At 62.9% G+C, this 20,940-nt stretch carries 19 protein-coding genes and 2 tRNA genes; 6 read left to right on the top strand and 15 right to left on the bottom strand.

Annotated elements, in window-relative coordinates:
* Positions 1–24: 24 nt before the first annotated feature.
* The 13 genes from AB4850_RS21470 to AB4850_RS21410 form a co-directional block, all read right to left on the bottom strand.
* Positions 25–867 carry a hypothetical protein gene (locus AB4850_RS21470; protein WP_414445000.1) on the bottom strand — a complete coding sequence of 281 codons (843 nt, stop codon included), beginning with the start codon at positions 865–867 and terminating at the stop codon, positions 25–27.
* On the bottom strand, positions 864–2,264 hold the full coding sequence (locus AB4850_RS21465; protein WP_414444999.1) for a lipopolysaccharide biosynthesis protein: 1,401 nt from the start codon (positions 2,262–2,264) through the stop codon (positions 864–866). Before AB4850_RS21465 ends, AB4850_RS21470 begins: the two co-directional genes overlap by 4 nt.
* Entirely contained in the window at positions 2,261–3,448 is a 1,188-nt protein-coding gene (gene spt / locus AB4850_RS21460; protein WP_414444998.1) for a serine palmitoyltransferase, read from the bottom strand. The genes AB4850_RS21465 and spt overlap by 4 nt, the downstream gene beginning before the upstream one ends.
* Positions 3,445–3,693 (bottom strand): acyl carrier protein, encoded by a 249-nt coding sequence (locus AB4850_RS21455; RefSeq protein WP_414444997.1) that lies wholly within the window; start codon positions 3,691–3,693, stop codon positions 3,445–3,447. The genes spt and AB4850_RS21455 overlap by 4 nt, the downstream gene beginning before the upstream one ends.
* Positions 3,693–4,673 carry an NAD-dependent epimerase/dehydratase family protein gene (locus AB4850_RS21450; protein WP_414444996.1) on the bottom strand — a complete coding sequence of 327 codons (981 nt, stop codon included), beginning with the start codon at positions 4,671–4,673 and terminating at the stop codon, positions 3,693–3,695. Before AB4850_RS21450 ends, AB4850_RS21455 begins: the two co-directional genes overlap by 1 nt.
* A complete protein-coding gene (locus AB4850_RS21445; protein WP_414444995.1) occupies positions 4,670–6,553 on the bottom strand; it encodes a fatty acyl-AMP ligase in 1,884 nt (627 codons plus the stop codon). Before AB4850_RS21445 ends, AB4850_RS21450 begins: the two co-directional genes overlap by 4 nt.
* Before the next feature lie 493 nt (positions 6,554–7,046).
* Positions 7,047–7,802: an aspartyl/asparaginyl beta-hydroxylase domain-containing protein gene (locus AB4850_RS21440; protein WP_414444994.1), complete on the bottom strand. Its 756-nt coding sequence runs from the start codon at positions 7,800–7,802 to the stop codon at positions 7,047–7,049.
* Positions 7,803–7,850: 48 nt separating this feature from the next.
* A complete protein-coding gene (locus AB4850_RS21435) occupies positions 7,851–8,615 on the bottom strand; it encodes a hypothetical protein (protein ID WP_414444993.1) in 765 nt (254 codons plus the stop codon).
* Between the two features lie 37 nt (positions 8,616–8,652).
* On the bottom strand, positions 8,653–9,498 hold the full coding sequence (locus AB4850_RS21430) for a hypothetical protein (RefSeq protein WP_414444992.1): 846 nt from the start codon (positions 9,496–9,498) through the stop codon (positions 8,653–8,655).
* Between the two features lie 12 nt (positions 9,499–9,510).
* Positions 9,511–10,050, bottom strand: coding sequence for a diacylglycerol kinase (locus tag AB4850_RS21425; protein ID WP_414444991.1), 540 nt, complete (start codon positions 10,048–10,050; stop codon positions 9,511–9,513).
* Positions 10,051–10,403: 353 nt separating this feature from the next.
* On the bottom strand, positions 10,404–10,796 hold the full coding sequence (locus tag AB4850_RS21420) for a hypothetical protein (RefSeq protein ID WP_414444990.1): 393 nt from the start codon (positions 10,794–10,796) through the stop codon (positions 10,404–10,406).
* Between the two features lie 35 nt (positions 10,797–10,831).
* The gene (locus AB4850_RS21415) at positions 10,832–11,203 is read right to left on the bottom strand and encodes a hypothetical protein (RefSeq protein ID WP_414444989.1); all 372 of its coding nucleotides are present in this window, start codon (positions 11,201–11,203) and stop codon (positions 10,832–10,834) included.
* A gap of 139 nt (positions 11,204–11,342) precedes the next feature.
* On the bottom strand, positions 11,343–12,410 hold the full coding sequence (locus AB4850_RS21410; protein WP_414444988.1) for an NAD(P)H-dependent flavin oxidoreductase: 1,068 nt from the start codon (positions 12,408–12,410) through the stop codon (positions 11,343–11,345).
* A 236-nt stretch (positions 12,411–12,646) separates the two neighbouring features.
* Between AB4850_RS21410 and AB4850_RS21405 the strand changes: the two genes are divergently transcribed.
* Together AB4850_RS21405 and AB4850_RS21400 are read left to right on the top strand one after the other, a co-directional pair.
* Positions 12,647–12,733 (top strand) — tRNA-Leu (locus AB4850_RS21405).
* 196 nt (positions 12,734–12,929) lie between these two features.
* Positions 12,930–13,016, top strand: a tRNA-Leu gene (locus tag AB4850_RS21400).
* Between the two features lie 67 nt (positions 13,017–13,083).
* On the opposite strand, the gene AB4850_RS21395 is transcribed toward AB4850_RS21400, so the two are convergent.
* Both AB4850_RS21395 and AB4850_RS21390 read right to left on the bottom strand, forming a co-directional pair.
* The gene (locus AB4850_RS21395) at positions 13,084–14,835 is read right to left on the bottom strand and encodes a SulP family inorganic anion transporter (RefSeq protein WP_414444987.1); all 1,752 of its coding nucleotides are present in this window, start codon (positions 14,833–14,835) and stop codon (positions 13,084–13,086) included.
* Between the two features lies 1 nt (position 14,836).
* Positions 14,837–15,463 (bottom strand): ParB-like protein, encoded by a 627-nt coding sequence (locus tag AB4850_RS21390; RefSeq protein WP_414444986.1) that lies wholly within the window; start codon positions 15,461–15,463, stop codon positions 14,837–14,839.
* 341 nt (positions 15,464–15,804) lie between these two features.
* On the opposite strand from AB4850_RS21390, the gene AB4850_RS21385 reads away from it, so the two are divergent.
* The 4 genes from AB4850_RS21385 (at position 15,805) to AB4850_RS21370 (ending at position 20,858) form a co-directional block, all read left to right on the top strand.
* Positions 15,805–17,025 carry an MFS transporter gene (locus AB4850_RS21385; RefSeq protein ID WP_414444985.1) on the top strand — a complete coding sequence of 407 codons (1,221 nt, stop codon included), beginning with the start codon at positions 15,805–15,807 and terminating at the stop codon, positions 17,023–17,025.
* A gap of 213 nt (positions 17,026–17,238) precedes the next feature.
* Positions 17,239–18,036 (top strand): TetR/AcrR family transcriptional regulator, encoded by a 798-nt coding sequence (locus AB4850_RS21380; RefSeq protein ID WP_414444984.1) that lies wholly within the window; start codon positions 17,239–17,241, stop codon positions 18,034–18,036.
* Positions 18,037–18,141: 105 nt separating this feature from the next.
* Positions 18,142–19,896, top strand: a complete 1,755-nt coding sequence (locus AB4850_RS21375) for an AMP-binding protein (RefSeq protein ID WP_414444983.1) — start codon at positions 18,142–18,144, stop codon at positions 19,894–19,896.
* A gap of 32 nt (positions 19,897–19,928) precedes the next feature.
* Entirely contained in the window at positions 19,929–20,858 is a 930-nt protein-coding gene (locus tag AB4850_RS21370) for a DUF1571 domain-containing protein (RefSeq protein ID WP_414444982.1), read from the top strand.
* The last annotated feature ends 82 nt before the right edge of the window (positions 20,859–20,940 follow it).

Genomic DNA, 20,940 nt, shown 5'->3' with positions numbered 1-20,940 from the left:
AGTTCATGAGACGACGGGCGGCCCCTAAAGGGGATAGCGCGCGACCAGCATGTCGAGGCGCCCCCTGATTTCCGGGTCGAGCGGCATGCGTGCCTGGTACTCGCGTTGGCCCGACTGGGATTCGGCAACCATCTCATCGTGCCTCGCTCCCATCAGGCCATTGATGGCGGCAAGAAATCGCGACGTACGGAAGTCAGTGTCTTCGGCCCGATCGAGCGATCTCAACGTGTCGTAATAGGACACCTGCTCGCTGACGATCTTGCGCATCTCGTGAAATTCATCGCCCGTGAATACGGCTTGCGTCAGCGTTTCTTTCAGGCGTCGCATCCTGCCACGCCGATACGCGAGAAATCCTGATGCATCGTCCAGACGAGTGTGTGCGAGAGCGTACACCGTCATCATCCAGCTGGGCCTTGCCAGCAACAGTCGCAACCTGCTGGCGTACCGCGCCGTCGCGGCGCGATCGCCGCCGCGCAGTGCGTCCTGCAGATGCCCCATCGTGACGGTTGTCCAGCCGAACACCGAATCTCTTCGGTGACACTTTCCATAAAGTTGTTGAGCAAACCGCAGATGCTTGTACCTTGCCCGGATCTGCTTGAATTCGGTGCGCTCATCCTCGCTCCACTCTTTTACGTGCTGCAGTTTCCAGATAAGCCGCAGGAGATCCGAGCGTGCAACGCCCTCTTCCCAGAACTGGAAGCACAGCCCGAAACACCGCCGCATCAGATCGTCCGAGCAAGCCACGACGAGTCGTTCCGGCAGGGCGACATGCGTGTCCACGGTATCGTCGGCGTCAACTGCGGCGAGCAATTTCCGGAGTTCACCGGATGAAGCTCGAGCCCATCCTGCCTCGCCCTTGCCGATCATTTCCGCCCCTCCTCATGGTGGTAAACAGCAAGCGTATGCCGCCCACGCCAGGCCGCCAGGGTTGGAACCAATGAAAACGCGACCTCCAGGCCGTGGCCTGCAACGAACGCCAGCGTTGCACCCATCACGCCGAGGTAGTGTGTGAACACGACCAGCAGCAGCACGTAGACAACGGCAGCCGATGCCTGCGCAACCAGCGCCGCATGCTGGCGCCTCGCCATATAGAGCAGCGATTCGAGCGGAAAGCCGACCATGGCGACCACCACCGCGGCCATCATGACCTGCAGCAGCCTGTAGGCCGTCAAATATTGTTGCCCGAACACCACCGAGATCAGCGGTTTGCCGGCGACGATCATCACCAGCGCGAGCACGATGCCGAGCCCACCCGCGGTGATCGCCGAGCGAAGGCCAAGCTTCCAGGGCCCGCTGCTGGCCGGATCGAGTCGCATGATCTCCGGATAGAAGCTTTTCTGCATGAGTGCCGCCGGGCTGCTCGCGGCATCGAACAACGTTGTGGCGATCTTGAACAGCCCCGCGGCTACCGGCCCAAGCATCAATCCGACCACGACGTTACTGCCGGCGTTTCTGGCTGCCCAGATCGAATGGGAGAAATTGGTGGTCCACACGAAATTCCAGGCGCCCTTGATGCGTCGGGCCGGCCCGAAGAGCCTCGGCCGCAGCGCATGGTCGATTTTTTTCCGGCGCAATTCCTGCACGGCGAATAGCCAGAGCACGCCACTGCCGACCAGGCTCGATACGTACCACGTCACGATGAACCCGGCGAACCCCAGGTCTGCAAAGTACGAGATCAAGGCGCCAAGTGCACGCAGCATCGGGGTGGCGGCATCCTGGACGGCGATCAGGTCGAAGCGGTCGATCGCACGCAGGATGCCGGTCGGGGTCGCCGCGGTCATGAACGGGATCAAGGTGCAGTAAGCCAAGGCCAACCAGAAATCCGCCGAGTCGATCCCCATCGCCCGCCCGATCAGCGGTAACAGCGCGGCGCCACCCACGAAGGCAACCGCTCCGCTCGCCAAGTCGAGGCCGAACGAAAAACCGGTGACATCGCGGAACCGGTCGATGTCCCGGCGATTGAGCGCCGGCGTGCCAAACTGCACAACGAACTGCCACGTCTGGAATTTGACGAAATCGCTCACGCTCTTGGCATAAGCTTGAATGATGACCAGTGTGCCGAATAACGCCGGTGTCATGCCTCGCCCCGCGCACGAAAGCGCCAGCAAGCCGAGCAACGCACCGACGACATTGCTGGAACCCAGATAGCACGTGTTGCGCAGCATGACGCGAAACGCACCATCCGAAAACCATCGTTTCATGCCCCGGGTCAGCCACTTACCGGGTTTTCCTGCCCCTTCGAATTCCTGATTGACTGCTTTCATGACGCACAGGCAGCCATCCCGTAGGCGAACGCGGCACAAATCGCGTCGATCTGGGCCGGCGTATGGGCAGCGCTGATACTGCAACGCAGCAGCGAATCTTCTCCGGGTGTCGCCGGTGGCACCATCAGGTTGACGTAGACACCACGCTTCAGCAGGTGATCCCACAGGCGAAATGCCTCCGCCCTGTCACCCACGATCACCGCAACCACCGCGTTGGCCGGCGCACCGAGCCTCCAGCCCTGCGCCTCGAGGCCGGCGTACAACCGTTTCGCATTTTCATTCAAGCGACTTCTCAGAGCATCGCCTTGGGCAAGCTTGTGCAATGCCTGCCGTGTTGCCGCAATCGTCGCCGGCGGCAGGGATGCGGTAAAGATGTATGGCCGGCTCGCATAGCGCAGCAGCGCCATTTCCGCGCGATCGCTGACACAGAATCCCCCCGTGTTGCCGAGGCTTTTGCTGAACGTGCCGACGATGAAATCTACGTCTGCGAGCACACCGGCTTCGTCGGCAACACCTCGCCCTTTTTCACCCAGTACACCCAACGAATGCGCCTCGTCCACCAGCAGCGTGGCGCCAAATTCACGCTTGACGTCGACGAATTCACGCATGGGCGCACGATCTCCCAACATGCTGTAGACACCCTCCACCACGATCAATGCATCTGCGGCGTCGTCACCCAGGCGACGCAGGCGTCTGGCCAGGTCGGCGGCGTCGTTGTGGCGGAAACGGATGGTATTCGCCCCGCTCAAGCGGCACCCGTCATAGATGCTGGCGTGGCTGTCGGCGTCGATCAGCACCGTATCATCCACGCCGGCCAGCGCCGAAATCGTGCCGAGGTTGGCTTGATAACCGGTGGAAAACACAATGGCTTCGCGCTTGCCATAGAAACCGGCCAGATCGGTCTCGAGCGCACGATGCCCGGCGTAGCTGCCGTTAGCCAACCGCGAGCCCGTGGTGCCGGTGCCTTCGGTTTTCAATGCGTGGCACCCCGCTGCAACGCAGTCCGGATCGAAAGTCAGCCCGAGATAGTTGTTGGTGCCGGCAAGGATTGTGCGGCGCCCCCGGATCATCCCTTCGGTCGGCGAAAGGATCTGTTCGATCTGCACGCCGAAAGGGTCGATACCGAGCGCTGCAAATTCGGCACGAATGGCCTGGACGGCCTGAAACCTGGAATTTTTCTTCATCGATTCGCGTTCACGATCTTCTGGATTTGGAGCGCAAACTCGCGCACCGTCTTGACCTCGGCAATCGCATTGATCGAGATAGAGATATCGAACTCATCCTCCACGACCGCTACAAGCTCGATGACCTGCACCGAGTCAAGCGCCAGGTGGCTGGCCAGTTCCGTGTCCTCATCGACAACCAGCCGCCCATTTGCAAGCGGCGTCAGAAGATCGATCAATCGCGTAACAACATAGTGGTATTGCATTAGCTCCCCCTTTCCAGGACGGTATCGGGTTTGCCCAACGTGCACGCAAGGCCACGCTCAAACCCGTAGGCAGGCCGCCAGCCGGTCGCCTGCGCAAACGCACTGCCATCGCATACCCAGTTGGCATGCGTCACTTCGCGCACCTTGCCGGGTGTCAACATGGGCGCGTAGCCGAAAAACCTCGCGGCGGCGAGATTGCCCCAGCCGACGAGCCGAAAAAACACGATGGGAACCGGCACTCGATGAATCGGCGTACCGCCACGCAAGGTGCGCGCCGCAATGTCCAGCACCGCATGCCAGCCGTAACCGCCGGCGTGCCCATCATCGAGTTCGTAGGTCTGGCCATGGCCCACATCGGCAGCCAGCCAGGCGACCAGGGCACGGGCAAGATCCGTCACGTAAATCAGCGAAAAACGGCCGCGCGCGGCACCCGGCACCGGCGCCCAGCCACGCGCCATGCCGCGAAACAGCGCCACCATTTCTCGATCACCCGGGCCATAGACAGCAGGCGGTCGGAGCACCGTCCAGTCGAGCCGGTGCGCGTTGGCGGCAAGCGCACGCTCCCCGCGCCGCTTGCTCGCGCTGTAATCGGACAATTGCGGTTCACGTGCGGCGAGAGAAGACAGGAGGAGAAAACGTCGGCAGCCAGGCGCGTTTTCTGCCGCCTGCACCAGGTTGATCACGCCGCTTTCGTTGACCCGGTCGAAATCGGCACGACGCGCGCCGCGTACCGCCCCTGCGCAGTGGATGACCGAATCGGCGCCGTCCACCAGCGCCTCCAGCGCGGCGTGATCGTCGAGATCGCCGGGCACCCACTCCAGATTGGACGTGCTTTGCAGGATGCGCCCGGGCCGCGGCCGGCATAACGCACGCACCCGGTATCCGCTGGACGCCAGCTTGGGCAGCAACGCAGCGCCGATGAACCCGGTGGCACCGGTCAGCGCGACGACCGGATGTTTCGTGCCGGCCTTGCCGTTCATTGCGCGGCCGTAGACGTACGGACGTATTTCTTGGCAGCCATTGCCGACCCGGCCAGACGAGCGCGCGGCGCCCGCTGATCGTCAGCGTCTTGCGACACCCGGGCGCGTGCGTCCGCAGCCTCGTCTACTGTCGATTGCGACTGCCTCTGAAGATATTCGCTGCGCGTTGCCGAGCGCGACAGCTTTCCCGACGATGTACGCGGAAGCGTGTGCCTCGGCACCAGTTCGACAACACACGTGATTCCCAGCACCTCGTAGATGTCGCGCCTCACGTCATGCACAAGCGCTTCGCGCGCCTGTCGGTCGTCGAAATTGCACTGCACCACGACCACCGCGATTTCGGCGCCATCGAGACCCGGCGTGCCGAATGCCGAGGCATCCTGTGCGCGCAGGCCGGGCTGCTGTTCAACGATGCGCTCGATATCCTGTGGCCAGATGTTGCGCCCATTGATGATGATCATGTCCTTGCAACGGCCGGTCACCACAATCTGACCATCGACCAGATAGCCCAAGTCACCCGTGTCGAGCCAGCCGTCTTCCGACAGCACCTCCGAGGTCTGCTCGGGGCGCTCAAAGTACCCTGACATCAGGCTCGGGCCGCGCACCCGGATCCGGCCGACATGAAGCTCGGGCAACGAGTGGCCAGTTGCGTCGCAGATATCAAAACCATGGCCCGGCAACGGCGCGCCGCAGCGCACGAATGCACGGCCGGTGCCTGCCGGAACCGCTTTGACGCGCAGGTTCTCTGCCAGCTCGACCGGATCGACCCAGTCGACTGCCACCCCCTTGCTCAGGGGCGAGAAGCTGATCGCCAGCGTATTTTCGGCCATGCCGTAGGACGGCACGAAAGCGCGTGCATTAAATCCCGCGCGCTCCAGCAGACTGGCAAAAGACGTCTGCACTTCCGGACGAATCGGCTCGGCTCCGATGCCCGCGACGCGCCAGCTCGAGAGATCGTACGTGTCGATATCGGCGGGACGCACGCGCTTGACACACAACTCGTAACCAAACGGCGGGCTGTACGCAATGGTGGCTTGGTTGCGACTCATCAGATCCAGCCAACGGCGTGGGCGCATCGCGAATTCGCGGGTGTCGAGATAGTCGATCGAGCGCTGGCTTGCAACGGGCGTCAGCAGGCAACCCACCAGCCCCATGTCGTGATAAAACGGCAGCCACGACACAACGCGGTCGTCGTGGCGCATGTCCAGGCCACCTGAGCCCAGCGAGCTGCGCAAGTTGGCAAGCAGCGCGCGCTGCGTAATCATGGCCGCCTTCGGCTTGCCCGTGCTGCCCGAGGTGAATTGCAGATAAGCCAATTCCTGTGCGCCATTGGCCTGCAATGCGACATCAGCCATAGGCAACTGCTTGAACGACTCGGGGGTTCCGCACCGGGTCAAGCCCAACCCTTCTGCGGCTTCGCCAAGGAAGTCCTGCAACGCATCCGACGCAACGGCAACGGATGCACCGCAAGCCTGCAGCATGTCGCGAATCTTCCGCACGTAGGCCGCATGGCCGCCGAGATTGATCGCCGAGGGCAACGCCACGGGCACCAGCCCCACGTACTGACAAGCGAAAAAGAATCGCAGGAAATCCGGTTCGATTTCTGCCAGGATCGCCACCCGCGCTCCGCGCTGCAAACGCAGCGTGGCCAACCGATCAGCCAATTCGAGAGCCTGCGTCCGAAGCGCGCTATAGGACAGAACCGTCACAAGCTTGCCGCCCGCATAGAAGTTGGCGCCCGTCACACCCTTGGCTGCATAGTCCAGCGCATCGGCAAGATTGGTAAAGCCTGCGTCGGCAAGACGCAACGGAATAGCATTCAGGGTTGGTGTCGGCAACTCTGGTTGCTCCACAACGTGCTCATCTGCATCTGGGTTCATCAGCTTGTTTATTCCGTTTCAAAAATCGTATGCCGTCATGGAGTTTCAAGCGGCCCGACGTATCTCAGGACACAAAGACTCTCTTGGTTCGATCATCATTTGCCGCAGCCATGCCTTCCGGCACGTTGCCCCCGGGAAATCGGCGTGCTTCCGATCCGAAATGCCGGCCAGAGTCCCCTGCACAAACGTGAATCGATTCGCGGAGACGCCAATCTTTTTGCACATTTTAAAAATTCAGATTTTTTATCCGCCGAAGAGCCACATTATCCTTACGCCACGCGATTGAATCCAAAACAATAAGCTTAAAACTCCTTTGCTAAATCGGAGAATGATTCATTACTCTGACATAGATCGCTTGCACGCCAATATGCTCACCCAAGAAGCCGTCTTCCTTAGGTTGAGTGGCGCTTGAGAAAGCCATGGCTGTCGGTATCGACCGCCATCCGAATCCGCGCGTAGACCTGCGCGGAGTTTTGGTTTGAAAAATAGCAATTCAGTTTTTACCGTGATTCTGGTTAAAGGCCGCCAAATTTTTTAACGGCTGCTTGACGTATGGGCTTGCCCGAATCAATCGCAGAAGCAAGCGATTGCAGATTGTCCCGATGCGGTCCATTGGCCGTTCGATGTCGATAAAGAGCACGGCGCGAAGTTCGTCGGTGTCGTTGCGCACCTCATGCTCGTAGCTGTCGTCGAACAGCACGACCTTGCCCTCGTGCCAATGAAGGAACTGATCGTCGACGCGAATCCAGACGTTGCGCCAGTCCTCAGGCACTTTCAGCCCCAGATGCGCGCGAATGACCGCGCGCGTCGGGCCTTGGTGCGGAACGATGTGATAGTGCGGCTGCAAAATCGAAAACATGGCGCTGCGCATGCCTGGCAGCGCGTCCAGCACTGCCGCCGTACGCGGGCACAATGCGCAGTTCTGGTCCACACGATTGCCATAGACATAAAAGCCGAAGGTTTTCCAGTTGTCCCCCTTGGAAATGCGTTTTTGATCGGGCGAGACTTGATGAAACGCAGGTATGTCCTCGGGATGTTCAAGCAGGTGCTCGAGCTCTTCGCGAATCTCGCGCCATGCACCTTCGAGCTGAGGCACCCAGTCAAACGCGTCGTTGCTGATCACCGGCGTCGTAGGCACGAGCGAATGACGGGATTGAAAGCGCCCGTTCCAGCGCAAAAAGCGTTTCCCGGCGCCCATGAGGAAGCGACGCCACAGCGGTGGTCGAGCAGTGATTGGGGCAGCGTTCATATTCAGGGCTCTTTGCGATGAAACGGCATGGATCGCGGCAAACCTTGGTCATGCCGGGCGGTCTGCCACGTTCGGCTTACGGTCCTGGTCTGTCGCGGTAGTGGCAAGAACGGCTCGCAGGGCCTTTTCCCGCACCTCGGCGTAAGGCACGCGCGTGTCCAGATCGAGAATTGCTGCGCCGTCGAACTGAAGTTCGGCCATGACCGTGATCTTGTTTCTCAGTTCGGCCAGGCTGTGATCGGGCTTGCGCGCGTGGGCGGTGTCGACGTCGATGCCAAGTCGGATCACCAGTGCCGGACGATGCATTGCCATCCGCCGATACAAGCGCTGTTCGCGCGCCGCGAGTTTGCCCAACCACCCTTGGCCGCTACGCTCCACGCCAAGGCCCGGGCCATCGAAATGAAACCCCGAGACCTCGGCCTGCGGGTACCGATCGGTGATGACCAGGGTGCCGCGCCGCGCAAGACGATGCGCTCGCCACAGGTGGGCGGCACGCCACAGCGAAAGCCCATACATGATCAATGCGGCCCAGATCGCAGGCCGCTTGTTCCGCATGTCCTGGGCCTGCTCGGACTTGGCCGCCAAGCGACGCTCGAGCCAGACGCCAATGAGCGGCAAATGCTTGATACGGTCTCCTGCCTCACCCGAGACCAGCCCCAGATAGCAGCGCTTGGCGGGAGTTTCCAGATTGAATGTCCTTGCGAGATCCGCCGTCAGCGTCGATTTTCCGGTGCCGTCGCAGCCCACTACTGCGATCAATCCTGCTGTCGGAAGGAGAGGCTCGGCGGGTGTCTCGATGGTCGATTTTTGCATCAGGGTGATAAGCGTGAAGGCTCGGGCAATGGCCCTGCTAGGGTTGGCATCGGCGCAAGGCCTTCGAGACGGCGCGAAGTGAGGCGTCCCGTATCGTGTCGAGCGGTTCCCGTGAATCGAGATCGAGGATGCGCGCGCCATTGAATGTGAGACGCGGCAATATCGCGGCTTTTTCGCGCAACACCGCAAGTTTGTGGTCGGGCTTGCGAGCATGGGCTGTGTCGGCGTCGACATTGAGCCGGATCACCAGCAGCGGGATGTACGCGGCCATCCATCGGTAGAGTCGCCGCTCGTGAGCCCTGAGCCGACGCACGAGCCAACTCCCTCCGCTCGTCTTTGCAAGCTGGGGGCCATCAAAACGAAAGCCAGGCACTTCCACTTGAGGATAGCGGTCGGTTATCACCAGCACACCGCGGCGAGACTGCGCGAGCATGCGGCGAAATTTCAGCGCACGCCAGCACGAGAGCAGGTAAATAACGAACGCCGGGACAATGCCGGGGGCCCCTGCAAGGCGACCATGGACCCGTTCCGATTGACGAAGCAGGTAGCGCTCGAGCAATGGCCCGATGATGGGAACGGTGCCGATCCAACCGCCGATGTGTCCCGATGACTGCCCCAGATAGATTTGTACCGTCGGGCCTTGTTGGCGAAGCTGGGCAACGAGGCTCGTGGCCAGTGTCGACTTGCCTGAACCATCACAGCCAGTCAATGCGATGACCCGCAACCGCCTTTGATGGTCGAGGCATTCGGATGCTTGCAACGCGTGATTCACGCCTGATGTCTGTTCGTGCGACAAGAAAACACCGGTGAGTTGATCATGGGAATCAAACATGTTGCTGCCGGCTTGCAGCGGGCCGTATCGCCCGCTTCCGGCATTCGTCATGCCCACCACCGGCTACGCGTGCAGCCAGCGCATGAGCAGCGGCCCCAATGCCGGTGCGAGGATCAGAGCCCACGTCATCACGCACACGAGCAGCGCGATCATCACTGCGGCGCTGCCGAGATCCTTGGCTCGGCGCGACAGCTCGTGGCGCTCGAGCGAGATACGGTCGATCGCGGCCTCGACGCTCGAATTCAGCAGCTCGACGATCAGCACCAGCAGCAACGAGCCAAGCAGCAACACGCGTGCGACCGGCTCGACCGGGACAGCAATTCCGATCGGCACCAGCACCACCGCGATCGCCAACTCCTGACGGAACGCGCATTCCTCCCGGAATGCGACTCGCACGCCCGCAATCGAGTTCTTGAGTGCGTGCCACCCGCGCGTGAACCCGCGGTTGCCCTTGTACGGATTGAACGGCAGCGGATCGCAGGAGCCAGGCGACATGTGGCTCTCGGTGGACCGAGGCGAATTCGCAGACGGGAAGCGGCCCGCAGCCCCCTCGGCACTGCGGGTGATCGGTGGGAACTTGGATCCTTCCTTGAAGCTCTGCACGTCGTTCTCTCCGTTCTTCGTGTACCCGAGGGCGCGTTGATCACAACGCGGGACACCTCGGTGCCGTTTCAACGATTCGCCCAACCGATACCGGAATCGACTCCTTGCACTGCGTGTGTGGCAGCGCGCCATCGGGACAGACTAAAAAGTTGTATTGCAGATAAATCTGGCTGAATTTAATTCTGAAATTCAATGATTTAAACCAATCGACTATCCGCAAAATTCTAGAGACAAGAGACCTGATCGTATATGCTTTAATAAACAATAGAATTCTACGATTCGGTAAATAATGTATTTAATTCCGGCCCGCGCACGCCATAGGAAGTGGTTAATTGTCGCACAAAGGTTAATCCTTAATCGTTGAGCCGTGAATTCCTCGAATCCATCGTGTCAGGCAACCTATAAAACGCATCCCAGCAATTTCTCCAGGACAATTGATCCGCCTCGCCAATCCCGCTGTTTATATTGACCAAGAATTGATCCACGCGCAGGGATCGCGTTGATTTAAAACCGATCCAGACCATCAACCTATGCTGCTGGTTTTCAAGACGAAATATTTGGAGATGATCCCGATGACGATGAACGACAAAATGCCACGGACGTGCCATCGCCAGATTCACACAATTGCTGAACTTGCCAAACAACACGTCTGAAGCGTAATGAGTGTTGTTCCAGATCATCCAATTCGATCCCTCTGCCGGGCGCCACACATGTTGAAAAGCCGGCTTTGCGCCGGCTTTCTTCATTTCGGCGCACCCGCCGCTCCCCTTCCCGCCGCGCGTCAGCTCTCCCCGTTCAGCACCGACAAATCCGCATGCCCGTCGCACGTGATGCGTGCGACATAGGTTGCGCGCGTGCCATCGTTGTCCGTATGCCGCAGCAGGATCGTCCAGATCTGGCTGTGTTCGTCCCAGATCGCGCCGGGCAGCAGTTCGAACGTCTTGTCCTTGTCCGCACCGGCCTTGAAATAATTGACCAGCACCTGACGCTGCGAATCGACCGAGCCCGGCTGGCACGAACCGGCCGCCAGTGGGTGACGATCCGAGAAATCGGATGCGAGCTGCAGCGCGACCACCACGGCAGCGACCGTCGCGGCGACGGCGGCAACCCGCCTCACGAACCTGAACGGACGGCGCTCAACAGCCTGTTCCATGAAAGCTCCCGGAGAGAGCGACGGGGCACGCCATGGGGCACACCGTCGCTTCGATGAACTGTCATCGAAACTTACGTGACGCGCATGCCGACCGTCAACCCGGCCGGCCCGACGCAACGAGGCCGTTCCTGCCGCGACGTCATGCGCTCGCCAAGCCCACAAGATAACGCGTCAGCGCGGCCGACGACATTTCGCGCGCCAGCCGCGCCGCCTGCCCCGACCACATGTTGCTGAAATCGGCGCAGCCGGTTTTTTCCGTCACGGCACGCAGCGGCATCAGCGCACCGCCCGCAGTCGGGAACGCCGGCGCGAGCTCCGACAACGGCCCGATCTCGCGCATCAGGCGATTGACGATGCCGCGTGCCGGACGCCCCGTAAACAGGTTGGTCAGCGCCGTTTCGTCCTCGCCGGCCGTGCGCAGCGCCTCGCGATGAAACGCGTTGACCTTCGCTTCGGGCGTCAGCAGATAAGCCGTGCCGACCTGCGCGGCCGAGGCGCCCAATGCGAACGCGGCCCGCACGCCGCGCGGGTCGGCGATACCGCCGGCCGCGATCACGGGCACCGGCACCGCATCGACGACTTGCGGCACCAAGGCCAGCGTGCCCACTTGCGTGCTCATCTCGCTCGACAGGAAATTGCCGCGATGGCCGCCCGCCTCGTAGCCCATCGCGATCACCGCATCCACGCCGCGCTCGGCCAGCCAGCGTGCTTCCTTGACGGTAGTGGCCGACGCGATCACGCGTGCGCCGGTGCGCTTCACACGTTCGAGCAGCGCGGGCGCGGGCAAGCCGAAATGGAAGCTGACGACGTCGGGGCGATAAGCCTCGACCACCTCGCAATACGCCGCATTGAACGGCGCGCGGTTCGACGACGGCACCGGATCGGCCGGATCGATCCCCAGTTCGACGTAGTAACGCGCGAGCGCCGCGCGCCAGGCGGCCTGCCCGGCCGGGTCCGGCGCGGGATCGGCGTGTACGAAGAAATTGACGTTGATCGGCTTGCGCGTGGCGCTGCGAATCTGCGCCAGCGCCGCCGTCATCTGCTCAACCGACAGCATCGCGCACGGCAACGAACCGAGCCCGCCAGCCTCGCTGACGGCGATCACCATCTCGGGCGTGGTCGCCCCCGCCATCGGCGCCTGAACGATCGGCAGTTCGATGCCGAACAGGTCGAGAATTCTGCGGTCCTGGTCGCGACCGTTGCTCATGATTCGGCTCTCCATTCGGGGTGCAATTGATGGCATCGCCGGCCGTGGGACACTTGTGCGCCGTCACGCCCGGATGCCCGATGCCGCACGCCATCGTACCGTAGCGCGGGCCGGCGCAGCGGGAATCGGCACGGTACCGTCCCCAACCCTGCCCCACCACTGGAATCGCAAAAATTGTTGACATGCTGCTCTGGCACGCTATAATTGCGTTCTTGCTTGATGCATGAGCAGCTTGTGCCCAGGTGGCGGAATTGGTAGACGCACTAGGTTCAGGTCCTAGCGGTGGCAACATCGTGGAGGTTCGAGTCCTCTCCTGGGCACCACAAGTTTTGAAAAGCCGGCCTCGTGCCGGCTTTTTTCATTTCCGGTCGGGAGGGAACGCATGGCCTTCCCCACCGATCGCGGTGCAGGCATGACCCATGAGTCGATGACAGAAATGAGTTCTGTCCCGAAAAAAGAGTTGACAGGGTGGCCGCGCCCTTTATAATTGCGGTCTTGCTTGATGCAGCAGCAACTTGTGCCCAGGTGGCGGAATTGGTAGACGCACTAGGTTCAGGTCCTAGCGGTGGCAACATCGTGGAGGTTCGAGTCCTCTCCTGGGCACCACAAGTTTTGAAAAGCCGGCCTCGTGCCGGCTTTTTTCATTCCCAGGCCAACCCGGGCCGCGCCCCGCTCATCCGAGCCGGGCCACCGTCTCATCCACGCTCAACTCCGACAGCGCCTCTTCCCGCAAGTCGTCATCACACGCTCGCCGCAACACGGTCAGCACGTCCGGTTTCAATCGCACCAGCATGAGCCGCCAGCCACGCGCCTCGCATTCGGCCGCGAACGTCTTCAGCGACTCGACGGCCGTGCCGTCCAGATTCGGCGATTCTTCCAGGCTCAATACCACCACCTTCGCACTTCCGGCCGCGGCAAGCTGACGGACGCGCCCCAGCACGCGCTCGGCATTCGCGAAAAACAACGGCCCTTCCGGCCGCACGATCAGCATCCCCGCCACCCGCGTGGCATCGGGATGAATCGCCACATCGACAAAATCGCGGCTGTCGCGCAAACGCCCCAGCTCACTGAGCTTCGGCTCGGACAAGCGGCGCACCGTCAGCAGCAGGCTCGCGGCAATCGACGCGAGCAGCCCGTTCAACACGCCGAGCACGAGCACCGAGAGAATCGCGGCGATCACCAGCAGGCGGTCGCGGTGCCATCGCCAATACGGCCGGAACACGGCCGGATGCAGCGAATGACTGACCGCGAAGATCACGATCGCGGCCAACACCGGCTCGGGCGTGCGCGCCAGTTGCGGCAGCAGCAGCCAGACGATCAGCCCGATCACGAAGGCCGCACACGCCCCCGCCAGCCGGCTTTGCGCGCCGGCCGCCTCGTTGGCCGAACTGGCCGAATAGCCGGCGCCGACCGGCATCCCGTGCAGCAGCCCCGAGATCAGGTTCGCGCAGCCGAGCGCGATCAGATCGCGATTCGGCGATACGGCGTCGCCATGCTTGAGCGCAAAGCTGCGGATCGAGCCATACGATTCGGCGTAAAGGATCAACATCAGCGCAACGCCCAACTCGACCGTCTGGCTCCAGGCGGCCCGATCGAGCGCGGGCAGGCCGAACGTGACATGCGCCAGGTCGATCCGCCCGACCACGGCAATCCCATAGGCCGACCAATCGATGCCGTAGCCGGCCGCGATACCGAGCACGATCACGATCAGCGTGGCCGGCGCCCGCGAGCGGCTGCCGAGTGCAAACAGCAAGGCCAGCGCAACGGCGCCGAGTGCCACGCTGGCGGGATTCGCAAGCGGCATACCGCGCAGCAGATCGACGAAGACATGCGGCGTATCGCCGTGATGCACCGGCACGACCAGGATCTTCGGCAGTTGCTTGATGACGATCGTCAGCGCCAGCCCGAACGTGAAACCACGCAGCACGGGCCGCGCGATGAAATCCGACATGCCGCCGAGCCGGGCCGCGCCCGCGATCAGGAACAGCACGCCGGTGGTTGCGACCATCGCGGCGGCCAGCGCCAGTTGCGCGGCCGGCGATGCGCCGGTTTCGGACAACACGGTAGCCGCCAGCACCGCAGCCGACGACGATGTGGACGACACGATCGCGAACCGGCTGCTGCCGAGCGCCGCATACACCACCAGCCCCACCAGCAACGCGATCAACCCGGCCTGCGGCGGCAGATTCGCGAGCCCCGCATACGCCACCGCCTCCGGAATCAGCAAGCCGGCGATCGACAGCCCGGCCAGCGCGTCGCGCCAGCTTCGCTCGCCGCGCGGCATGGCCGGCGCGCCGAGCGAAGCGAAGTGGGCCGCGCCGCCCGGCGCCGCTTCCTGCACCGGCTGCACGGGCGACGGCGTGCTCGCCGCGAGGTTCGCGGCGGCCTCGGGCCGGGCCGGCGGCGCTTGACGCTCCTCGCTCATCTCACGGCCTCGGCGTATACACGCCGGACCAACCCGGCAGATAGCGCGCGTCCGCGGCATGCGCATGCGCCAGCGCTTCGTCGAGCGCCTTCGCGAAATGCTTGCGGATCCGCTGCACCGGGATTTTCGTGCGCAAGTAGTCGGCCCACAGGAATTCGCTGAACGGCGTGGTGTCCTTCGCGTAGCCGCCCGACGTGCGCAATTCGCCGGCGAGGCTGCGATACGGATCGTCGCCGAGGCCGGTCAGCGCGCCCGGCAGGCGGTCGTAGCCGTGACGCGCCCCGTCCGGGCCGAACGGATGCACCCACTGGTTGTGCTCCATCATCCGCCAGAAGATCGTGTCGTCGAGCCAGGACAGATCCTTCAACAACATCGCCTTCACGTCGCGCACATCCTCTTCCAGCAACGCCCGGCCCAGGTGATGGTGATCGACGATATACAGCGCATTGCCCGGCCCGAGCACGGCCGGAAACCAGTGCAGTTCGATCGAGTCGCGCCGTGCCTTCTTGCCGAGCGACTGCCAGTGTTTGCGCTTCGCCTCGACCTCGCGAAACCCGACGGTCATCTGGGTCGGCTTCAGCGCATCGAGTTTGGCGGGAATCAGATGGACATCGGTGCCCAGCGCCATGATCGGTCTCCAATAACGAATCATCGCCACGATACCGTCGCGCGCGACGCCTGTGCGCACGACATTGTGAGCAATCATGAATCGGTCGACGCCGATTCACGAATCAATATTGTAAATATCGAAATCCGAGGCATTCGATTTCAATACATTTCTTTCATTCAGCATTCTGATTCCGCGATATTCGGATTTCGAACGTTAATTCATCTAGGGATTAATCCGGAGCCCGGAACAAAACGGAACGCGATCGCAATTCCCCGGCGTACACTGAACCGCCGTCCGCGCCCCGCGCCAGCCGGGCGACCGCGACAGCCGTGGCGCAGACGACCAAGGAGGCCTGCCTCATGAGCTGGACCCGGGAACAAAGAAACGTAACGATCGCCGCCTATCTCGGCTGGACGCTTGATGCGTTCGATTTCTTCTTGATGGTATTCGTACTGAAAGATATCGCGGCGGAATTCAATACAAAAATCCCGGCTGTCGCTTTCGCCATCACGCTTACGCTCGCCATGCGCCCGCTCGGCGCGTTGATTTTCGGCCGGATTGCCGATCGTTTCGGCCGTCGTCCGACGCTGATGATCAATATCGCCTGTTATTCGATTCTCGAACTGGCCTCCGGCTTCGCACCGAGCCTGATGGCCCTGATCGTGCTGCGTGCGCTGTTCGGCGTGGCGATGGGCGGCGAATGGGGCGTCGGCTCCGCGCTGACGATGGAAACCGTGCCGGCGAAATCACGCGGCATCGTGTCCGGGCTGCTGCAGGCCGGCTACCCGAGCGGCTATCTGCTGGCCTCGATCGTGTTCGGCCTGTTCTACCAGTACATCGGCTGGCGCGGCATGTTCATGATCGGCGTGCTGCCCGCGCTGCTGGTGGTCTACGTCCGCGCGCAGGTGCCGGAATCGCCGGCCTGGAAGCAGATGGAGAAACGTCCGCGCCCGAGCCTCGTCGCCACGCTCAAGCAGAACTGGAAGCTGTCGGTCTACGCCGTGGTGCTGATGACGGCGTTCAACTTCTTTTCGCACGGCACGCAGGATCTCTACCCGACGTTCCTGCGCGAACAGCATCACTTCGATCCGCACACGGTGTCGTGGATCACGATCGTGCTCAACATCGGCGCGATCGTCGGCGGCCTCGCTTTCGGTTCGATCTCCGAAAAGATCGGCCGCCGCCGCGCGATCTTCATCGCCTCGCTGATCGCGCTGCCGGTGCTGCCGCTGTGGGCCTTCTCGAGCGGCCCGATCGCCCTCGCGGCCGGCGCGTTCCTGATGCAGATCTCGGTACAGGGCGCGTGGGGCGTGATCCCCGTGCATTTGAACGAGATCTCGCCCGACGAAATTCGCGCGACGTTCCCCGGCTTCATCTATCAGCTCGGCAACCTGCTCGCATCGGGCAACGCCGCGATGCAGGCGCAGATCGCGATCGACAACGGCAACAACTACGGCCACGCGCTCGCCCTGGTCGGCGGCACCGTCGCCGTGGTGATCGCGGTGCTGATCCTGTTCAGCCGCGAACGGCGCGGCATCGACATGACGCAAAGCGCCGCGCAGGTCGCGGCGAGCCACTAAGCCTCGGCCGCAGTGCATCATCGTGGGAAGCGCGACGCATCGCGCTTCCCGCCCGGCGATGCTGCATTCGCACATCGCCTCTAGAGGAATCTGCCCACACACAACGCTTGCCGCCTCCCTCCGCACTTTTTATCGTTACGAAAAAACGCTCGTTTCAATTGGAGATTTGAATCGTTCGTTCGTAATGCGAAACAGCGATCAACGGAGGCGTACATGGCGGTTCGTCAGGCCAGCCGGCAACCCGGCGGCACGAAGGCGCGCATACTCGACGCGGCAGAAGATCTGTTCGTCGAACATGGTTTCGAAGCGATGTCGATGCGTCAGATCACGTCGCGCGCCGCGGTCAATCTCGCCGCGGTCAACTATCACTTCGGCAGCAAGGAAGCCCTGATCCACGCGATGCTGTCGCGTCGCCTCGATCAGCTCAACGACGAACGGCTGCGCATCCTCGATCGCTTCGAGGCCCAGCTCGGCAACTCGATCACCTGTGAGCACGTGCTCGGCGCGATGTTCATCCCGGCCTTGCAGGCGTCGCGCGACCCGCAGCGCGGCGGCCGCGCGTTCCTGCGGCTGATCGGCCGTGCCTACACCGACCCCTCCACGTTCGTGCGCAGCTTTCTGGCCGCGCATTACGCCAGCGTCGCGGGCCGTTTCTTCGATGCGTTTCAACGCGCGCTGCCGCAGCTGCCGCGCAGCGAACTCGGCTGGCGGCTGCACTACGCGATCGGTGCGCTGTCCGGCGCGCTCGCCGGCGCTGAAACCGACAGCCTGCTCGACGACTTCTCACAGGGCCGCACGATGAACGACGTGCAGATGATCGCGCGGCTGTCGTCGCTGATCGTCGCCGCACTGAAGGCACCGATGCCCGATGCGTCGCAGATGTCGATTTTCGCAGCGGTGCTCGACGACGCACAACGCGGCATGAGCCTCGGGCCGGGCGGCGGCGAGCTGTCCGTCGGGCCGTTCGGCGCTTCGGCCGGCACCCAGCTTCACGCACGACAGCCGCGCTGACGCGCCGCGCGGCGCATCACCCCGCTTCATCAGCAACACGCGCGAACCCGCGCGGGCCGGCGGCTTCCCGGCCGATACCGATTACAACGACTCTGGAGACATGCGATGAACGCCCTTGCGGCCCAACTCGGCGCGCCGGCGCCGAACACCGACGGCATCTGGTTTCCTTCGTATCCGCGCGGTGTGCCGCACGAGATCGACCTCACGCAATACGCCTCGCTCGACGACTACTTCGACGAGTGCACCACACGCTTCGCCGATCGGGTCGCCTACATCAGCGCCGGTTCACGCCTGACCTACGCCGCGCTCGCGCGCAAGGCCAATGCGTTCGCCGCGTACCTGCAACGCGACCTCGGCGTGAAGCCCGGCGACCGCGTCGCGATCATGCTGCCGAACTCGTTCCAGTATCCCGTCACATTATTCGGGGTACTGAAGGCTGGCGCGATCGTCGTCAACGTCAATCCGCTCTATACCGCGCGCGAACTCGCGCATCAGCTCAAGGACAGCGGCGCGGAAACCATCGTCGTATTCGAGAATTTCGCGCACACGCTCGAAGAAGCGCTGCCCGAAACCCGCGTGCGCAACGTGGTGGTCACGGCGCTCGGCGACCTGCTCGGCGAGGGCTTCAACGCCAAGGGCCGGCTCGTCAATTTCGTGCTGAAGCGCGTCAAGAAGCTGGTGCCGGCCTATGGCCTGCCCCGGGCGGTACGGCTGCGCGCGGCGCTCGCGAAAGGGGCCGCCGCGCCGGCGAAGCCGGTGCCGCTCACGCGCGACGATCTCGCGTTTCTGCAATACACGGGCGGCACCACCGGCGTCGCGAAGGGCGCGATGCTCACGCACGGCAACCTGATCGCCAACCTGCTGCAGGCAAAGGCCTGGATCGCCGACCAGGTGTCGGGCGACATCGAAACGGTGCTGACGCCGCTGCCGCTGTATCACATCTATTCGCTGACCGTGAACGCGTTGATCTTCATGGGCCTCGGCGGCCGCAACATCCTGATCGCCAACCCGCGCGACACCACCATGATGATGAAGATCCTGCGCAAGGAAACCTTCACCGGCATCACCGGCATCAATACGCTTTACAACGCGTTCCTCGACAACGCCGAGTTCCGCGCGCGCGATTTCTCGCAGCTCAAGCTCGCGATGGCCGGCGGCATGGCGATGCAGCGCGCCGTGGCCGACCGCTTCAAGGAGGTGACGGGCTGCCCGATCGTCGAGGGCTACGGGCTGACCGAATGCTCGCCGATCGTGACGATGAACCCGGTCGACCTCCACGACATGCACGATTTCAGCGGCTCAATCGGCATTCCGGCGCCATCGACGCTGGTGCGCATGCGGCTCGAGGACGGCACCTGGGCCGGCATCGGCGAAGCCGGCGAGCTGTGCGTGCGCGGCCCGCAGGTGATGCGCGGCTACTGGCTGCGCCCCGACGAAACGGCCAAGGTGCTCGACGACGACGGTTGGCTCGCGACCGGGGACATCGGCGTGATGGACGAGCGCGGCTTCGTACGGCTCATCGATCGCAAGAAGGACATGATTCTGGTGTCCGGATTCAACGTCTATCCGAACGAGATCGAGGAAGTGCTGGTGATGCACCCGGGCATCAGCGAGGCCGCCGCGATCGGCGTACCCGACGCCACGCACGGCGAACGGATCAAGGCGTTCGTGGTGCGGCGCGATGCGTCGCTGACCGTGGACGAGGTGCTCGCGCACTGCCGCAAGAACCTGACCGGCTACAAGATGCCGAAGGCGATCGAGTTCCGCGACGCGCTGCCGCAGACCAACGTCGGCAAGATCCTGCGCCGCGCATTGCGCGACGAGGAGCTCGCGAAGCTCAAGCCAGCCGCGCCGCACTGATCCGGCACCCGCACCCACGAGAGGAGATCTGCATGCCGTCGAGCCTGCCCCTGCGCCGCATCCGTGGCGTCGCACTGCCTTGCGCCCTGTCCGTTGCCCTTGCCGCCGCCATGGTGGTGCTCGCCGTTCCTGCCAGTGCGCAAAACGCATCGAGCACGGCCGCCACTGCGGCAGCGCTGCCGCCCGAACTGGCGCGGGTCGTCCAACAACCGATGGCGCAGCAGGCCGCGTGGCTGAAAACGGCCGCGCGCGACGGCGCGCTCGACAAGCTCGACGATGCGACGCTCACCGCCCTGTTCACGGCGCTCGACCCGATGACGGTGCCGGCGTATATCGCGGCCGGTCCGAACGGCTATCCGTCTTACGAATTCACGATGACGCGCCAGGAGCGGATCGGCACTTCGTGGGCGAGTCGCCCCGATCACATGCTCGTCAGAATCACGCGCGAGCCGCTGCGGGTCTACGCGAAGTGGCTGCCCGACGGCCCGCATTCGGGCCAGGAAGCGATCTACGACGAGACCAAGCGCAAGGACGAGATGTACGGCCATCTGGGCGGGCTGCTCGGCAAGATCCCGTTGTGGACGTCGCTGACGGGCGTGCTGGCACGCGGGCAGTCGAACCACACGATCCGCGATCTCGGCACCGAATACATCACGGGGCTGTATCTGAGCGAGGGCAGGAAATACGAGGCGGCCGGCGTAAGTCGCCCAACCCACGTGGAGGCGAAGACGATCGACGGCGTGCGCGTGGTCGCGCTGACTTACGAAACGCCGACCGGCCGCCCCCAGTTCTACGCAAAAAAAGAGACGCTCGGCCTCGACCTGCGCCATCCCTACTTCCGGACCGTCGAATCTTACGACAACGACGGAACCCTCTTCGAACGAATCGTATTCGAGAAGATTGCGCCGAAAAGCTTCGACGACAGCACGTTCGATCCGAAGAACCCCGATTACCAATACTGAGCGCTGGCGGCCCGGTCGCAAGGCGCGACCGTTGGCCGCGCCCGTCGCGCCAATCCTGCCTCGCCGCCGCCGCGACCTCATC

Source organism: Burkholderia sp. 22PA0106 (genome assembly GCF_047497155.1).
Classification (GTDB): Bacteria; Pseudomonadota; Gammaproteobacteria; order Burkholderiales; family Burkholderiaceae; genus Burkholderia.
This window is presented reverse-complemented; position numbering and strand designations above follow the sequence as displayed.

What these genes read in the sequence shown, in the direction of transcription:
- AB4850_RS21410 (WP_414444988.1), bottom strand. Translation starts at nt 12,410, where the DNA reads ATGAGCAACGGTCGCGACCAGGACCGCAGAATTCTCGACCTGTTCGGC.
- AB4850_RS21380 (WP_414444984.1), top strand. Translation starts at nt 17,239, where the DNA reads ATGGCGGTTCGTCAGGCCAGCCGGCAACCCGGCGGCACGAAGGCGCGC.
- AB4850_RS21465 (WP_414444999.1), bottom strand. Translation starts at nt 2,264, where the DNA reads ATGAAAGCAGTCAATCAGGAATTCGAAGGGGCAGGAAAACCCGGTAAG.
- AB4850_RS21455 (WP_414444997.1), bottom strand. Translation starts at nt 3,693, where the DNA reads ATGCAATACCACTATGTTGTTACGCGATTGATCGATCTTCTGACGCCG.
- AB4850_RS21435 (WP_414444993.1), bottom strand. Translation starts at nt 8,615, where the DNA reads ATGCAAAAATCGACCATCGAGACACCCGCCGAGCCTCTCCTTCCGACA.
- AB4850_RS21390 (WP_414444986.1), bottom strand. Translation starts at nt 15,463, where the DNA reads ATGGCGCTGGGCACCGATGTCCATCTGATTCCCGCCAAACTCGATGCG.
- spt (WP_414444998.1), bottom strand. Translation starts at nt 3,448, where the DNA reads ATGAAGAAAAATTCCAGGTTTCAGGCCGTCCAGGCCATTCGTGCCGAA.
- AB4850_RS21470 (WP_414445000.1), bottom strand. Translation starts at nt 867, where the DNA reads ATGATCGGCAAGGGCGAGGCAGGATGGGCTCGAGCTTCATCCGGTGAA.
- AB4850_RS21415 (WP_414444989.1), bottom strand. Translation starts at nt 11,203, where the DNA reads ATGGAACAGGCTGTTGAGCGCCGTCCGTTCAGGTTCGTGAGGCGGGTT.
- AB4850_RS21440 (WP_414444994.1), bottom strand. Translation starts at nt 7,802, where the DNA reads ATGAACGCTGCCCCAATCACTGCTCGACCACCGCTGTGGCGTCGCTTC.
- AB4850_RS21420 (WP_414444990.1), bottom strand. Translation starts at nt 10,796, where the DNA reads ATGAAGAAAGCCGGCGCAAAGCCGGCTTTTCAACATGTGTGGCGCCCG.
- AB4850_RS21450 (WP_414444996.1), bottom strand. Translation starts at nt 4,673, where the DNA reads ATGAACGGCAAGGCCGGCACGAAACATCCGGTCGTCGCGCTGACCGGT.
- AB4850_RS21370 (WP_414444982.1), top strand. Translation starts at nt 19,929, where the DNA reads ATGCCGTCGAGCCTGCCCCTGCGCCGCATCCGTGGCGTCGCACTGCCT.
- AB4850_RS21445 (WP_414444995.1), bottom strand. Translation starts at nt 6,553, where the DNA reads ATGAACCCAGATGCAGATGAGCACGTTGTGGAGCAACCAGAGTTGCCG.
- AB4850_RS21430 (WP_414444992.1), bottom strand. Translation starts at nt 9,498, where the DNA reads ATGACGAATGCCGGAAGCGGGCGATACGGCCCGCTGCAAGCCGGCAGC.
- AB4850_RS21375 (WP_414444983.1), top strand. Translation starts at nt 18,142, where the DNA reads ATGAACGCCCTTGCGGCCCAACTCGGCGCGCCGGCGCCGAACACCGAC.
- AB4850_RS21395 (WP_414444987.1), bottom strand. Translation starts at nt 14,835, where the DNA reads ATGAGCGAGGAGCGTCAAGCGCCGCCGGCCCGGCCCGAGGCCGCCGCG.
- AB4850_RS21385 (WP_414444985.1), top strand. Translation starts at nt 15,805, where the DNA reads ATGAGCTGGACCCGGGAACAAAGAAACGTAACGATCGCCGCCTATCTC.